The organism is Sphingobium sp. (assembly GCF_032153725.1).
Taxonomy (GTDB): Bacteria; Pseudomonadota; Alphaproteobacteria; order Sphingomonadales; family Sphingomonadaceae; genus Sphingobium.
Genome location: NZ_JALDYQ010000042.1, coordinates 1 through 14,337, shown reverse-complemented (window position 1 = coordinate 14,337; position 14,337 = coordinate 1). Strand labels below are relative to the sequence as shown.

The following is a 14,337-nucleotide window of genomic DNA, read 5'->3' as shown; positions in this document are numbered from 1 at the left end:
GCCGCGGACCCACCAGGAGAGGAAAATGACCGCTTCACAAGACCGGATAAGCCTGTTTACGCTCAGTTTTGCGGCGATCACCGCGACCTCTTTCTGCTTTGTCCTGCGTGCGCTGGTCGTTGATAGCTGGGGCGAGGAATTCGCTCTGAGCGCAACCCAGAAGGGGGAATTGCTCGGTGCCGGTCTTTGGCCGTTTGCGCTTGCCATCGTGATCCTCAGCCTGTTCATCGACCGGATCGGCTTTCGCGCCGGCCTTGTCTTTGCGGCGCTGATGCATTTTGCGGGGCTTGCTGTTCTGGTGACGGCTGCCAGTTACTGGATGCTCTATTTGGGCACTTTCCTGATGGCCCTGGGCAACGGCGCGGTGGAAGTGGTCGCCAATCCCTTGATCGCGACGCTCTTTTCGGAGGACAGGCCCCGATGGCTCAACCGTCTCCACGCGGCATGGCCCGGCGGCATGATATTAGGCGGACTGCTGGCCATAGCGATGGGCGATCAGTTCGGCTGGCGCGCGAAAACCGCGCTGATGTTCGTTCCAGTCCTGATCTATGCCATTCTGCTCCTTCGCCAGAGATTTCCGATGAGCGAGCGTGTGGCAGCGGGCATTCCCTATCACGCCATGATTGCTGAGGCGGGCTGGATGAGCGCCTTCATCGTCACTGGGCTGATGACGCTTGAAATTGGACGAGTGCTGGGGCTTTCTCCTTTGGCACAGGGGATCATGGTTGCGGTGGCAACCTGTGCTTTCGGTCTGTGGTCGCGATCGGCCGGTCGCCCACTTTATATCGTCCTGGTTCTTCTGATGATCCCGCTCGCTATCACCGAATTGTCCACCGACAGCTGGATTTCCTCGCTGCTTGCACCGGAACTTGGCCGTATCGGCTTCCATTCCGGCTGGGTGCTGGTGTTGACTGCGGCGGTGGTCTTCCTTGTGCGTCTTCTTGCGGGCAGCGTCATCGCCATCTTCGGACCATTCCTCACGCTCGCGCTGGCCTCGGGCGCGAGCGCCGCTGGCCTCTATACGCTGGCGGGCGCGCATGGGGCAGGCATTGTTGGCGCCGCGATCCTTTATGGCATCGGCAAGAGCTTCTTCTGGGGAACCAGCTTGGCGATCGTCTCGGATCGCTTTCCACGCGGGGGCGCGGTGACCATCAACGTGACTGCGGGGGTCGGGATGCTCGCAGCGGGCATAGTCGGATCGGTCCTGCTGGGCGCCGTTCAGGATCGCAGCACGACCGCGGCGCTCTCCGTTTATGACAGCCGCAATGCGACGAGCCTGCACCAGCGCTATACCGAGGAGCGTCCGGCAAGCATCCTTGGCCGGTATCGCGCGCTGGACGAGGCCGCATTGGCGGCGGCGCCGGCAAGCGAGCGCGCTACCGTCACCACCATTGTCGAGAATAGCAAGCTGGCTGCCCTGCGCGATGTGGCGCTGTTGCCGGTGTTGACCATGTGCGCTTATCTCGCGCTTGCGCTGATCTATCGCCGTCGGCGCGACGCTGCGCCTGTCGGTCCGCTTTCACAAGGAACCAGCCATTGAAGCCTGTTCGATTTGCCCTGGTGGGCGGGGGCCCCGGCGCCTTCATCGGCCCGGTCCACCGACTGGCCGCGGAGCTGGACCGGGAGCTTTCCCTGGTTGCTGGCGCCTTTTCATCCGATGCCAGCCGATCGCGCGAGGCTGGGGAGCGTTTCGGGATTGCTTCCGATCGTGCCTATCCCACTATGGAAGCGATGTTGAAGGCCGAAGCGATGCGCCCGGACGGCATCGAGATGGTTGCGATCGCCACCCCCAATCATCTGCACTTCGCCCAGGCCCGCGCGGCGCTGGAGGCTGGACTCGGCGTGATGAGCGACAAGCCGGCGACCGCGACATTGGCGGAGGCCCGCGCTCTCGCCGAGGTGATAGAGCGCACCGGCGGGCATTATGGCCTGACCTTCACCTATACCGGTTATCCCATGATCCGCGAGGCGCGCGCACGAATAGCTGCGGGTGAAATCGGGCGCGTGCGAAAAGTGATGGTCGAATATCTCCAGGGCTGGCTGGCTCAGCCGGTGGAGGCCGCCGGCAACAAACAGGCTGCCTGGCGCGTCGATCCCGCGAAGGCGGGCGTCGGTGGTTGCATTGGCGACATCGGCGTACATGCCTTCAACCTTGCCGAATTCGTGGTCGGCGACACGATCGCGGCCATCAATGCCGACCTTGCCGCTGTTGTCGCCGATCGGCAACTTGACGACGATGCGACGGTATTGCTGCGCTTTGCCGGCGGCGCGCGCGGATTGCTGGCGGCGTCGCAGATCGCAACGGGTGAACGCAACAATTTGCGCCTGCGTGTCTATGGCGAGAAGGGTTCGATCGCCTGGAGTCATGAGGCCTGCGACCGCCTCGTGATAACCGGCGCGGACTCATGCGACTGGACGATCTGGGCGGGCAGCGCCGATGTTGGCGAGCATTGTCGGATGGCCTCCCGCCTGCCTGCGGGACATCCCGAAGGCTATTTCGAAGCCTTCGCCAATCTCTATCGTGATTTTGCTCGCAGCCTGCGGGGCGAGACAACTGGGTTGCTACCGGGAAGCGCCGAAGGACTGCGTTCGATGGCGTTTGTGGAAACGGCGGTGGCCGGCAATGGCGCCGGATGGAAGGAATTGCTGTCATGAAGACCATCAAGGGTCCGGGCATCTTCCTTGCCCAGTTCATGGGACCGGACGCTCCCTTCGCCACGCTGGAGGGGCTGGCCGGCTGGGCGGCGGACCTGGGCTACAAGGGGATTCAAATACCATGTGACCCCCGGCTGATCGACCTTGAAACCGCCGCGACCAGCAAAGAGTATTGCGATGATTTTCGCGGGCGCCTTGTAGAATATGGAATTGAACCCACAGAGCTGTCGACGCACCTTCAGGGGCAGCTTGTCGCGGTCCACCCGGCCTATGACAATCTGTTCGATGCCTTTGCCCCTGCGGAGCTGCGCGGGCGGCCTGCCGCCCGGCAGGAATGGGCGGTGGGCCAGCTGAAGCTAGCCGCGCAGGCAAGCGCGAATCTCGGTCTGGCGGCGCAGGCAACCTTTTCCGGATCGCTCGCCTGGCCCTATTTCTATCCCTGGCCACAACGGCCCGCAGGCCTGATCGAAGAAGCATTTGCCGAGCTTGCGCGTCGCTGGCTTCCCATTCTCAACGTGTTTGACGAGGCGGGCGTCGATTGTGCCTATGAAATTCATCCCGGCGAGGACCTGTTCGATGGTACGACGTTCGAGCGGTTTCTGGCGTTGGTCGATGACCACCCGCGGGCGACCCTGCTCTATGATCCCAGCCATCTTGTGCTGCAGCAAATCGATTATCTTGGCTATATCGACGCCTATCATGAGCGGATTCGCTGTTTTCACGTGAAGGACGCCGAATTTCGTCCGAACAGCCGTTCGGGGGTCTATGGCGGTTATTCGGACTGGGTGGAACGTCCCGGTCGCTTCCGTAGCCTGGGCGACGGCCAAGTCGATTTTCCGGCGATCTTCTCGAAGCTGGCGCAATATGATTTTGCCGGCTGGGCGGTGCTGGAATGGGAATGCGCGCTCAAGCATCCGGAAGATGGCGCGCGCGAAGGCGCGGCTTTCATCGCGGAACATATCATCCGCGTCACGCCCCATGCCTTTGATGGTTTTGCAGCGAGCGGCATCGACCGCGCCGGCAACCGCCGACTGCTTGGCCTTGAACCGCCGATTGGTTAAAGGGGCGTCATGTGAAAAGCGACCGGATGCCACCAGTCAGCCAGGCGATGTCCGCTTGCTTCGCGCTGCTGCGATGGACGTACGCCTTGACCTCGATCCGGGGGATGGCGACAGGCAGGTCCATCGCGCAATATTCGCGCTCGCAGTCGAGCTCCATCGCGAGGCTCCGGGGATAGATCACGGCGAGATCCGTCTCCCGTACGAGGCGGGGCGCAGTCATCAGGTGGCGGACTTTGATTGCTACTGTCCGCCGCAGGCCCATCGCATCCAACTGAAGATCCACCATGGCGTGGCCGGGCGCATGGTTGCCAGCGTCGATATGTTGAAGATTCGCGAACGTTTCCGGCGTGAGCGCCGTCCCTGCCTGGGGATGATCCCCGCGCAGGAGGCAGATCAGCCGATCCTCGAACAATAGCGCGCTCATGCATTCATCTTCAAGCTCAGGAGCGTGGCCGATCACCAAATCCACATCGCCCGGGCGCAGGAGCGCGGACGCGGAATTCGCTTCAAACGGTACACTCTCGATTCTGACCGCCGGAGCAGTGGCGGCGAGCCAGCTCAAAAGCCGGGGCATGAAGAAGACTTCGGAAATATCGGACATGGCAATCCGAAAGCTCCTGTCGCACCGTCCCGGATCGAATGCGCGGCTGTCGTGCAATGCCGCGATGATCGCGCTCTGGGCGGTGAGGAAGGGATCGTGCAGGTGGATGGCCGCCCTTGTCGGCACCATGCCCTGGGGGCCGCGTACAAACAGCGGGTCGTCAAATCGCTCCCGAAGTCGCTTCAATGCGTGACTGATCGCAGGTTGGGTCAGGCCAAGGCGGTCGGCAGCGATGGTAAGGCTACGCGCATCCCAGATCGCCAGGAATACGCGCATGAGATTGGCGTCGAAGGCTCGTGCATAAATATCGTGCATGATTTGAATTATAATAATGAATTTGATGGATGTGTCACGTCCGATGTAGCTTCCGGTCAGCTTTTTCGGACATGAAGGACAAGGCAGTTGATCAGGACTGACAGGATTGAAGCGAACAGCAGGCAGGGCTGCGTCGACAGGCTGGTCGCCACCATTGCCGAGAGGCGTGAGGAAATCGACCAGCTGGGCCATGTCCCGCGCGATCTGGTCGATCTGATGAAACAGGCCGGCATCTTCCGGGCAAGCACGCCGGCGCGATTTGGTGGCGACGCGCTGTCGCCTGCCGAATTCCTTCCTCTGGTCGAGGCGATCGCGACGGCCGATGGGTCGGCCGGCTGGGTCGCGGCCTTTGGTTCGGCCAATAGCTATCTCGCCGCATTGCCGGTCGAAACGCAGGCCGCGATTTATGCCGAAGGTCCGGATCAGGTCTTTGCAGGCGGGCTATATCCGCTTCAGCCCGCGACTGCGGTCCACGGCGGTTGGCATGTTTCGGGGCGGTGGCGTTTTGCCAGCGGTTGCAAGGGCGCGGACTGGATCGGCGTCGGCATCGCCACTCGCCCGGATTGGGCAGGGGAGAACGACCCTCCGGAGGTTCGCATGGCCATTGCCCCCGCCGCCGAGATCGAGATCATAGACAATTGGCAGGTTGTGGGCATGCAGGGAACCGGGAGCCACGACACGCGCGTGGCGAACAAATTCTATTCGCAAGAGTGGACCTGCGTCCGTGGCGCGCGCAGCACGATCGACGAGCCGCTTTATCATTATCCTCCGCTCGCCTATCAGGCTCAGGCCCATGCCGCCTGCAATATTGGCCTGGCGCGCGCGGCACTGGACATCGTTCGGGAGATGTCGGCGGGAGCCAAGATAATGCCGGGCGCCGCGCGTCTTGGCGACAGGGCGTATTTTCGCACCACGCTGGCCATGGGCGAAGCGAAATGGCGGAGCGCGAGGGCCTTCTTCTATGAGACGATCGAAGAAACCTGGCGTGCCATCGAGGCGGGAGAGGCTGTGACTGCCGAGAAGCATAATCTCCTGCGTCTTGGAGCATCCTGGGCGGCGCTCGCCTGTTTCGAAGTCATCCAGTCGGCGTGGCGCTCGGCCGGCATGACGGCGATTCACAAGACGCACAGGCTACAGCAGATCATGCGCGACGCGATGGTGGTGACGCAGCATGCCTCGCTGAATGATGGGACCTTCGAGGATATCGGCGGCTTCTTCGCCGGGGTGAGCAAGGGTATTTAGAGCGCGTGTTCTGCCTTTTCATCAACTTCCTGCACGCTGATCCAGCGGCACGGATGTCGCGGGAAGACGGGGAGCAGTTAGCGATGCTCCTGCGCCAGGTGCCGGGCGCAGGCCGCGCCCTGCTGATGACGCCCGCGTCCGCGCACGACCGCTATCATGCGCCGATGACTGCGCCCATGTTTTCAGCCCAGCTCTATTTCGACGCGCTGGCCATGGCCGAAGCTGCGATCGGGCGTGGCGGCATATTGACTGCGATCGTTCCGGCAAATTTCGCCAGCCTGTACGGAAGCCACGCCACACACCAGTTGATGCTCGCGCGCCCCTTTCCGGTGCCGCCCGCCAATGGTGCGCCGGGCGCGCGGTCATGTGCATTTCTGGTGCACTATCCTGGCCGGCCCGAAAACCTCAACGACTGGCTCAGTCATTATCTGGCGCATCATCCGCCCATCATGGCGACTTTCCCGGCGATCAGGGAGATTGAAGTCTGCACGCGCATGGACTGGGTTGATGCTGCGCCTTGGGAACGCGTGACGCACTTCCAGCGCAACAAGATCGTCTTCGATCATGCCGGGGCGCTTGAGGCAGCGCTCAATTCTCCGGTGCGTGATCTCATGAAGCAGGATTTTGACGCCTTCCCGGCCTTTACCGGCGGGTCGGTTCATGTGCCCATGGCTTGCGAGGTGATCCTTGGCTAGAGCGCGCTGCGCTTGATCGGACGCAGGACGCGCGCTCTAGTTCTTTGTTATCGCATCGTTTTAAGCGCAAGTCCTGTTCCCACTTTTGCGCACGATGCTCTAAACGGCGGGAGCGCTCACAAGGCTCCGGTCTTCAGTTGATTGGCGGCAAAGGCGGCAGCCCGTGCGGTCAAGGCCATATAGGTCAACGAGGGGTTTTGGCACGCACTGGACGCCATTGCAGCGCCATCCGTCACAAACAGGTTCTCAATATCATGCGTCTGGTTGTGCGCGTTGAGTACCGAGGTAGTGGGATCGCGGCCCATGCGCGCGCCACCCATTTCATGAACCGCGCCACCTGGAGGGCCAGGCTCGGCCGTCTCGGAGAGTATTTCCGCGTTCATCAGAGCGAGCATGGCCTTCGCTTCCTGAAGAGCGTGCGCCAGCAGCTTGCGTTCATTATCGCCATAGGCAAATTCGATTTTCGTCTGTGGTAGGCCGAATGGGTCGCGGTTCATGTGGTCAAGCGTGACCCGGTTGGAGGCGACCGGCAGGCATTCGGCAAAGGCACCCAGAAGGATGGTCCAGTCGCCGGCGTGGCCGACATCATGTTTGAGCGCCTTGCCCATGCCGGGCAAGCCTATGCCGTCCGCCCAGCCCCGCCGGGTTGCATTGCCCTGATACGAATAGCCGCGCAGCAGGCCATCGGTCGCGCCGGCGACATTGATGAAGCGGGGAATGACGAGCGAACAGGGCCGGTTGCCGAAATAGGCATGACCTTCGAAACCCGGCACCTTCGCGGTCACTGACAAGGCCAGCGCGTGGTCCATGAAATATCGGCCCAGAACGCCGCTGCTGTTGGCAAGACCCCGTGGCATGGCATCGTTGGCGGACCGTAGCAGAAGGCTGATGCTGTTGACGCTGCCTGCGCATAAAAACACGATTTGGCTGCGGTAAACGCGGGGCGCGCGATTCTTTGTGTCGATCACCCTGACCCCGGTGACGCGACGCCGGGCGGGATCATATTCCAGGCTTTCCACCAGCGCGTCGGTCACGAGCGTCAGCCGCCCGGTCGCGCGCGCCGCGGGCAGCGTGGAGCTTTGCGTACTGAAATAGCCGCCGAAAGAACAGCCGCGCGCGCAAATGTTCCGGTACTGGCATTTGGTCCGGCCCGGCTTGTCCTGCGTCATGTTGGAGCTGCGGCCGATGATGAGCCGGCGATCGTCATAGGTTGCGGCGATCCTGTCCTTGAACGCCTGTTCGACGACATTCAGTTTCATGGCCGGCTGGAAGATTCCGTCTGGTAGCTGCGGCAGCCCTTCCAGAGAACCCGAAACACCGATGAAGTTTTCAACATGATCATACCATGGCTTCAGATCGGCGTAGCGAATGGGCCAGTCGACCCCATGGCCGTCTTTGGCATTGGCGCTGAAGTCGAGGTCGCTCCAGCGATAGCATTGACGTCCCCAGGTGAGCGACCTGCCGCCCAGCTGGTAGCCGCGTCGCCACTGAAAAGGATTATCCTTCGTGGTCTGGTAGGGATTTTCCCGGTCATTGACGAAATGATCCCGCGACCATTCGGTAAAGTGCATGCCCTTGCTCTGCACCGGATAGTCCGAAGCATTGAGACGCGGGTCCCCAAATCCCCGGAACGGCATGTCCCAAGGGGGCGTGACCTCATTGGTATAGCCCGATTGATGCTCAATCAGCGGACCGCGTTCAACCAGAAGGACCTTCAGGCCTCGCTCCGTCAATTCCTTTGCCGCCCAGCCCCCGGTGATGCCGGAGCCCACGACGATGGCGTCAAAATCGGCCATGGCGGAATCAGCATGCTGCGTCATGCAATCGCCTTCTTGATGGAGTTTCCTGCCCAATCGTTGACCAGTGGTTTCCAGCTGGCGTTGACGGGCACGTCGGGATCATAGCGACCTGGCGCCAATTCATAAGCAAGCTCCTGCGAGGCGCCGGCTTCCGATGTATAATAGCTCATCAGGATGAGCGCCTTGGTCGTGAACCAGGGGCAAGGAAACGCAATTGGCCGGTCGAACACGGCTTTGTCGTGGGCCACGACGATCTGTTCCCGCCGATCAGGCGGCAGGTCAACAAATCGGGCGCCGGCACGCCAATCCAGTTCTTCTTCAAGCCGTGCAAGCGTGTCGACGGGCGCGTTCATCAGGCCACTGTTCACGGCCTTGAGCACGAAGGCCATGTTGTCCATCGTGCCCGCGCCCGGGCTGTTGGTGTCCGGCACCACAAGACCCAATAAGATGAGGACAAGCGTGCTGTGGTCACCGGAAATCAGCGGCCTGGCACCGCAGCCGCTCAGCAGGGACGCGGCAGGCACGAGCGCAAGCGCTCCGCTGACCATCAGGCCCATCGTCAGCGCGGCGCGGCGGTCGAGCCGGGTGCCGGCCATGGGCATATTTTCGATTATATCTGTCATGACCAGCTTCAAGCGGCGTCCCGTACGCATTTATTGATCTGTCCGGTGACGAGCCGACATAGCAACTCCGGCAGTCTCACTGTCGGCGGATCACCACAGGCCTGATCGCTTTTCAAAACGGCGCAGGACCATGAAGCATGGTTACACGATGATGGGTTGAAAATTCAAGTTCAAAATCGGAGGGCTGGGCTGGTCCACCCGCAGGCACGGATTGCCCGTCAACAGTTCAGGGTCGCATGCTCATTCGGACACGGCGTGCAGATTGTCTGCCACCTTGTTAAGCAGGCCGCTGAGAGTTTCTATCTCCTTTTCCGACATCCCGGCAAAGGCCTCGCCATACAATCGATCGGCCCGTTGCCAGGCCTCCTTGCCGGCAGCCGCGCCCCGATCGGTCAGGACCACTTCCATGATCCATTCCTTGCCGGCACGCGGCTGACGCTTGACGAGCCCGTCGGCCTCCATGCGCTGGATGATCTTGGTCATGGTCGGTAATTTCGCGCCGGAATGGGCGGCGATCTCGCTGACGATCGCGACACGGTCCTGATGCAATGTCATGAGCACGCGCCAGCGGGGCATATCGAGTCCGGTGGGACGCAAAAGTTGTTCCATGCGTTCCTTGTACCGACCGCTCGCCCGTGACAGCCAGTAGAACGGCCAGGTGCGGTAGCTGAAGTTGGCAGGCTTGGTCTTCGTCTTCATCCCGATGCCTCAGTTAGGGTCCCCCGAAGCCCGGCTGTAACGCCACCGCCCCCTTTGGACAATTATATGTTGAATATTCAACCTACATCACTTAAAGCCAGCTCGTAACCTGAAAAATGCGCGGTATCCATGAAACGCACCCGAATCTTCGCAGAGCAATTCTCTTTGGGCGAAGGAAATGTGACCGTTGCGGTCAAGGACTGCATCGACATCGCGGGCCACCGCACGGCCTGCGGCAGCGGTGCCCTGGCCGACAGGCCGCCCGCTACGACACATGCCGAGGTTGTGCGCCACCTGCTGGAGCGCGGGGCACGCATTGTGGGCAAGGCCGCCATGCACGAACTCGCCTATGGTATCACCGGGATCAATATGTGGTTCGGGACAACGCCAAACCCGCTGTTCCCTGACCTGATCAGCGGCGGTTCGTCCAGCGGATCGGCGGCTGCCGTCGCGGCGGGTCTGGTCGATCTGGCGCTGGGGACCGATACCGGCGGTTCGGTGCGCATGCCCGCGGCATGCTGCGGCGTTTTCGGATTCAAGCCGAGCTTTGGGCGAATCAGTCGTACAGGCTGCTACCCGGAACATAGCAGTCTTGACTGTGTGGGCCCTTTTGCCCGCGACATGCAGATGCTGGAACGGGGCATGGCTCTCATTGACTCCGGCTGGTTCCCGGTCGAGGCACCGGATACGCTGCGCCTTGGCATGGCGGTTGACGTCGAAGCGGATGCGGCGATCCTGAACGCGCTGGAGCAACAGCTGAAAAAAGCGGGCGTAGAACTTGTCCCGGTGACGCTTGAGGGCATGGAAGAAGCGTTTGGCGCCGGCATGGCCATTATCGCGGCGGAAAGCTGGTCCGCTTACCATTCGCTTGTCGAGGACCCGCGCATGGGCGACGATGTCCGCCAGCGCCTGCTGAGCGCAAGTCAGGTGACTGAAGGGCAGGTCAACCAGGCCGAGGCAGTCCGAAAGGCATTCCGGGCTGTTGTGGATTCTGCCCTCGCCGGGGTTGACGCACTTGTCATGCCCACGCTTCCGAATGCTCCACCCACGATCGAAGAGTTGTCCGATCCCTCCATGACCCTGCGACTGACCGCGCTGGTAAGGCCGTTCAATCTGACGGGGCACCCGGCCCTGACGATCCCTGTCGGGACGATCGGTGGGCGACCATTTGCCTGTCAGCTGGTGGGCAGGATGGGAGATGATGAGCGTCTCTGCTCGATCGGTCGTGTCATCGAGGAGCGGATGCACGGGAAGCTGGCCCAATGAGCAGCGAGACTATGCTTGAAAACCTGGCTCGCAGGCTTGCAGTGCTTGAGGCCCAGGACGAAGTGCGCCGCCTTGTCATGCGTTATTTCCGTCTGTGCGATACGCTGGGGCCGTTAACTCCCATGGACGAATTGGCGGGGTTGTTCACATGTGACGCCATATGGGAAGGCCGCGGGCGTTACCGTGAAGCCTTTGGCCGGCACGTGGGACGCAATGCCATCGCTTCCATGCTTGCCAGCTACACGCAACCGGCCCATTTTGACCTCAACGGCCATTATCTTTCGTCCGAAATCATAGAGGTGCACGAGGAGAAGCGTGCCACGGGCCGCTGGATGATGTTGCAGGCGTCGACTTATCGCGACGGCCGATCGGACTTTCGCAGCGCGCAACTCACCATCGATTGCGTGATCGAGGACGGGATGTGGCGCATGTCCCGCTTCGTGACCGAGAATATTTTCTCCCGGGATGTCGGCCCGTGGAATGACGAGGCCGACATTTCCGTTCCCCTATCAACCGCCGAGGAGGGCGCATGAGCACAAATTTTGCAAGCCTGGTGAAGGACGACCGCGTCCACACCGCGCTTTACAAGGATCCGGCTATCTTCGAGGAAGAGATGGAGCGGATTTTCAATAATATATGGGTCTGGGTGGCCCACGCCAGCGATGTGCCCGCCAGGAACACATTCAAGACCAGTCATGTGGGTCGCCAGCCCGTCATCGTGACCCGTGACAAGGAAGGCGCCGTCCACGTTCTTCTGAATCGGTGTCGGCACCGTGCGGCCAGCGTGTGCGAAAAGAAAAAGGGCAAGACCAGCGTGTTCGTCTGCCCCTATCATGGCTGGAGCTATGATATGGACGGCCGCTTGCGCAAGGTGCCGCATGCCAAGGGTTATGAAGAAGGCTTCGATACTTCGGAACTTCCCTTGATATCGTTGCGGACTGAGGAATATAATGGCCTGATCTTCGCTACGTTCAATAAAGACATTGAACCTCTCGAAACGTTCCTTGGTCCCGCCAAAAAGTGGATCGACCTGTTCATGAAGCAGGGGGCGGGTTTTGGTGTAAAAACCTTGGGCGAGCACAAGTTCCGGTTTCCCGGAAACTGGAAAATCCAGCTCGAAAACACTACTGATGCCTATCACTTCCCGATCGTGCACAAGACATTTCTCGATTCTCTCGACGAAGAAACGGAAAATATCTTCGACGTGCTGGGGCAGGGGGGCTGGGTCGAAGACCTGGGCAATGGCCATAGCGTGATGGTCATGATCCCTGATCTGATCGATCTGGAGGAAAATCTCGACGCGCCCATCCCGGACCGGTTCGCGGATTTGGCTCGGGAACTGGCGGCGGAAGGTTATCCGGACGGTCAGGTCCGTCGAATCGTGCGCGCCGTTGGCGGTTCGGGCTTCAACCTCAACCTCTTCCCCAATGTCGCTTGCTCCATGGCATTTTTTCGCGTGCTGCGGCCGATATCCGTCGACGAAACGGAAATAACGCATGTCGCGATCGGCATGGACGGTGGTCCGGTAGCGGCTAACCGCATGCGCCTGCGTCTCCACGAGCATTTTCAGGGACCGATGGGCTTTGGTACGCCGGACGATGCGGAAGGCTGGGAACGCGTGCAGCGTGGTGCGCGGGCCGGCGATGATCTGTGGATCATGCTCAATCGTGGCGTGGAAGCACCGGAAGGCGTGGCGGAGGCTGGACACAATGCCGGTGACGTCAGCGCCGAAACTGGCATGCGTGCTGCCTATCAGATGTGGAAGAGGACGATGACGGCATGAGCATTGGCCTTCAGGAGAAGAGCGAAGTGAGTGGAGCACCGACATTTGACGAAGCGATCGCCTTTATCTGGGCCGAAGCCGATATGCTTGATCGGGTTGATTACAAAAGCTGGCTTGAACTCTGGACCGAAACGGGCAAATATATCGTACCGGTTGAACGAACATCGAATTATGTCGATACGCTCAACATTGTGTATGACGATCAGGAAATGCGCCATGCGCGCGTGAAACGGCTGCTGTCTGGGTTCTCCATGTCCGCTGCGCCGCCAGCGCGCACGGTGCGAACCGTTTCGCGTTTCATCGTTGAGGCCCGAGACGATAGAGGGGTCACTTTGCGCGGTGCGCAAATGCTCGCGGAGTATAAATATGAGCATATGCGCTTTTTGCCGGCCGACACGCGTTATCGCATCGTTCGGGCGGATGATGGCACATTGCGCTTCGAAGAGAAGATAGTCACCCTCATCAACGCCGACGATTTTCAATTCGGCATTGGTTATCTCCTGTGAGTTCCGCTGTCTCCAAAGATCACGTGATGCAGCAATCAGTGTTGACCTGACATGACGAAATTATCGAAGCATCGTCCTTCATCCTTTCGCGGCATCGCTGACAGCTTGGTAGCCGCCCGGGCGCAAGGTCGGAATTTGCGGCTGTTCCCTGGCTTGTTGCCCGTCGGCCTGGAGGATGCCTATGCAATACAGGCGCAGGCGATCGAACTCATGCAATACGATATCGCTGGCTGGAAAGTTGGCCGCCTCACGCCTGCGTTGGCTGACCGATTCGGCACCGATCGGTTCATAGGTCCAGTTTTCAGTACACTTGTCGAGAATGTCGATGGCAGGGTCGAAAATGACTTCCCTGTATATCCCGGCGGTTCAGCCGCCTTTGAAGCAGAGTATGTCGCGATCCTGGGCGATGATCAACCCGCAGTTACTCGTGAATTCACGCCTCAATCTGCAAGGATGATCATAGGTGATCTGAGAATTGGCATAGAGATTGCCGGAAGCCCGCTTGCAGCGATGCCTGATCTGGATTCACTGGCATCCATAGCCGACCTCGGCAACAATAATGGTCAGATTATTGGTCCCGCGGTTCCAGTGGATTTGTTGGACCAACCCACTTTGATGACGTGCGCCACGAGCATCGATGGGAGTCTGGTCCGCGCTGGAAACGCGGCGGATTTGCCTGGAGGGCCACTGGAAGCGATTGCCTTCGCCCTGTCGCAGGCAGCAAAGCTTGGAAGACCGCTTCGTGCCGGCCAATTTATTTCGACCGGGGCTGTCACCGGGATGCACTGGATCGGCATCGGGCAGCGTTGCGTCGCGGATTTCGGTCCATGGGGCAGGATAAGATGCCTGTCGGTGCCGATCGGCCGCGCCTGACATTGGCTTGCGATCGGCTCCGTCCCGCCCGTTATTGCGGGGCAGGGACTCCCTCCGCCGGGCTCGCCAAGTTTGGAAGAGTCTGGCGCGCGCCACATCATGACGCATTTCGCATGCAAACAGGTGGTGCCCGGATTTCGTTCTTGCAAGCATCGGCGGATCTCCCATCGCATGGATGATGTGGGGCTGTTGATGGCTTGCACGTCTGTTGGCGGGGGT

The 14,337-nt window shown here is 60.6% G+C and carries 14 protein-coding genes; 10 read left to right on the top strand and 4 right to left on the bottom strand.

The features are described from left to right. Positions 1-25 precede the first annotated feature (25 nt). The 3 genes from RUH75_RS14240 to RUH75_RS14230 are packed head-to-tail and all read left to right on the top strand — an operon-like array spanning position 26 to position 3,716. On the top strand, positions 26-1,540 hold the full coding sequence (locus tag RUH75_RS14240) for an MFS transporter (RefSeq protein WP_313807063.1): 1,515 nt from the start codon (positions 26-28) through the stop codon (positions 1,538-1,540). Beyond that, the gene (locus RUH75_RS14235; RefSeq protein WP_313807061.1) at positions 1,537-2,655 is read left to right on the top strand and encodes a Gfo/Idh/MocA family oxidoreductase; all 1,119 of its coding nucleotides are present in this window, start codon (positions 1,537-1,539) and stop codon (positions 2,653-2,655) included. Before RUH75_RS14240 ends, RUH75_RS14235 begins: the two co-directional genes overlap by 4 nt. Beyond that, positions 2,652-3,716 (top strand): sugar phosphate isomerase/epimerase, encoded by a 1,065-nt coding sequence (locus tag RUH75_RS14230; RefSeq protein ID WP_313807059.1) that lies wholly within the window; start codon positions 2,652-2,654, stop codon positions 3,714-3,716. Before RUH75_RS14235 ends, RUH75_RS14230 begins: the two co-directional genes overlap by 4 nt. Before the next feature lie 7 nt (positions 3,717-3,723). Here RUH75_RS14230 and RUH75_RS14225 read toward each other — a convergent pair whose 3' ends face one another. Further along, positions 3,724-4,632 (bottom strand): LysR family transcriptional regulator, encoded by a 909-nt coding sequence (locus RUH75_RS14225; RefSeq protein ID WP_313807057.1) that lies wholly within the window; start codon positions 4,630-4,632, stop codon positions 3,724-3,726. A gap of 87 nt (positions 4,633-4,719) precedes the next feature. On the opposite strand from RUH75_RS14225, the gene RUH75_RS14220 reads away from it, so the two are divergent. Both RUH75_RS14220 and RUH75_RS14215 read left to right on the top strand, forming a co-directional pair. Next, positions 4,720-5,874: an acyl-CoA dehydrogenase family protein gene (locus RUH75_RS14220; protein ID WP_313807055.1), complete on the top strand. Its 1,155-nt coding sequence runs from the start codon at positions 4,720-4,722 to the stop codon at positions 5,872-5,874. Positions 5,875-5,957: 83 nt separating this feature from the next. Then, positions 5,958-6,569, top strand: a complete 612-nt coding sequence (locus RUH75_RS14215) for a hypothetical protein (protein WP_313807053.1) — start codon at positions 5,958-5,960, stop codon at positions 6,567-6,569. 116 nt (positions 6,570-6,685) lie between these two features. Here the strand turns inward: RUH75_RS14215 and RUH75_RS14210 are convergent, their stop codons facing one another. From RUH75_RS14210 to RUH75_RS14200, 3 genes are all read right to left on the bottom strand, one after another. Beyond that, the gene (locus RUH75_RS14210; RefSeq protein ID WP_313807050.1) at positions 6,686-8,389 is read right to left on the bottom strand and encodes a GMC family oxidoreductase; all 1,704 of its coding nucleotides are present in this window, start codon (positions 8,387-8,389) and stop codon (positions 6,686-6,688) included. Next, complete coding sequence (locus RUH75_RS14205; protein ID WP_313807048.1) at positions 8,386-9,003, bottom strand: gluconate 2-dehydrogenase subunit 3 family protein; 618 nt, start codon at positions 9,001-9,003, stop codon at positions 8,386-8,388. Before RUH75_RS14205 ends, RUH75_RS14210 begins: the two co-directional genes overlap by 4 nt. 228 nt (positions 9,004-9,231) lie before the next feature. Then, a complete protein-coding gene (locus RUH75_RS14200) occupies positions 9,232-9,690 on the bottom strand; it encodes a MarR family transcriptional regulator (RefSeq protein WP_313807046.1) in 459 nt (152 codons plus the stop codon). A 129-nt stretch (positions 9,691-9,819) separates the two neighbouring features. Here RUH75_RS14200 and RUH75_RS14195 point away from each other — a divergent pair, with 129 nt between their 5' ends. The 5 genes from RUH75_RS14195 to RUH75_RS14175 are packed head-to-tail and all read left to right on the top strand — an operon-like array spanning position 9,820 to position 14,118. Then, positions 9,820-10,956, top strand: coding sequence for an amidase (locus RUH75_RS14195; protein ID WP_313807044.1), 1,137 nt, complete (start codon positions 9,820-9,822; stop codon positions 10,954-10,956). Next, complete coding sequence (locus tag RUH75_RS14190; protein WP_313807042.1) at positions 10,953-11,489, top strand: nuclear transport factor 2 family protein; 537 nt, start codon at positions 10,953-10,955, stop codon at positions 11,487-11,489. Before RUH75_RS14195 ends, RUH75_RS14190 begins: the two co-directional genes overlap by 4 nt. Next, positions 11,486-12,739, top strand: a complete 1,254-nt coding sequence (locus tag RUH75_RS14185) for an aromatic ring-hydroxylating dioxygenase subunit alpha (RefSeq protein WP_313807040.1) — start codon at positions 11,486-11,488, stop codon at positions 12,737-12,739. Before RUH75_RS14190 ends, RUH75_RS14185 begins: the two co-directional genes overlap by 4 nt. Further along, positions 12,736-13,245 (top strand): aromatic-ring-hydroxylating dioxygenase subunit beta, encoded by a 510-nt coding sequence (locus RUH75_RS14180; protein WP_313807038.1) that lies wholly within the window; start codon positions 12,736-12,738, stop codon positions 13,243-13,245. Before RUH75_RS14185 ends, RUH75_RS14180 begins: the two co-directional genes overlap by 4 nt. 51 nt (positions 13,246-13,296) lie before the next feature. Beyond that, positions 13,297-14,118 carry a fumarylacetoacetate hydrolase family protein gene (locus RUH75_RS14175; protein ID WP_313807036.1) on the top strand — a complete coding sequence of 274 codons (822 nt, stop codon included), beginning with the start codon at positions 13,297-13,299 and terminating at the stop codon, positions 14,116-14,118. Positions 14,119-14,337 lie beyond the last annotated feature (219 nt).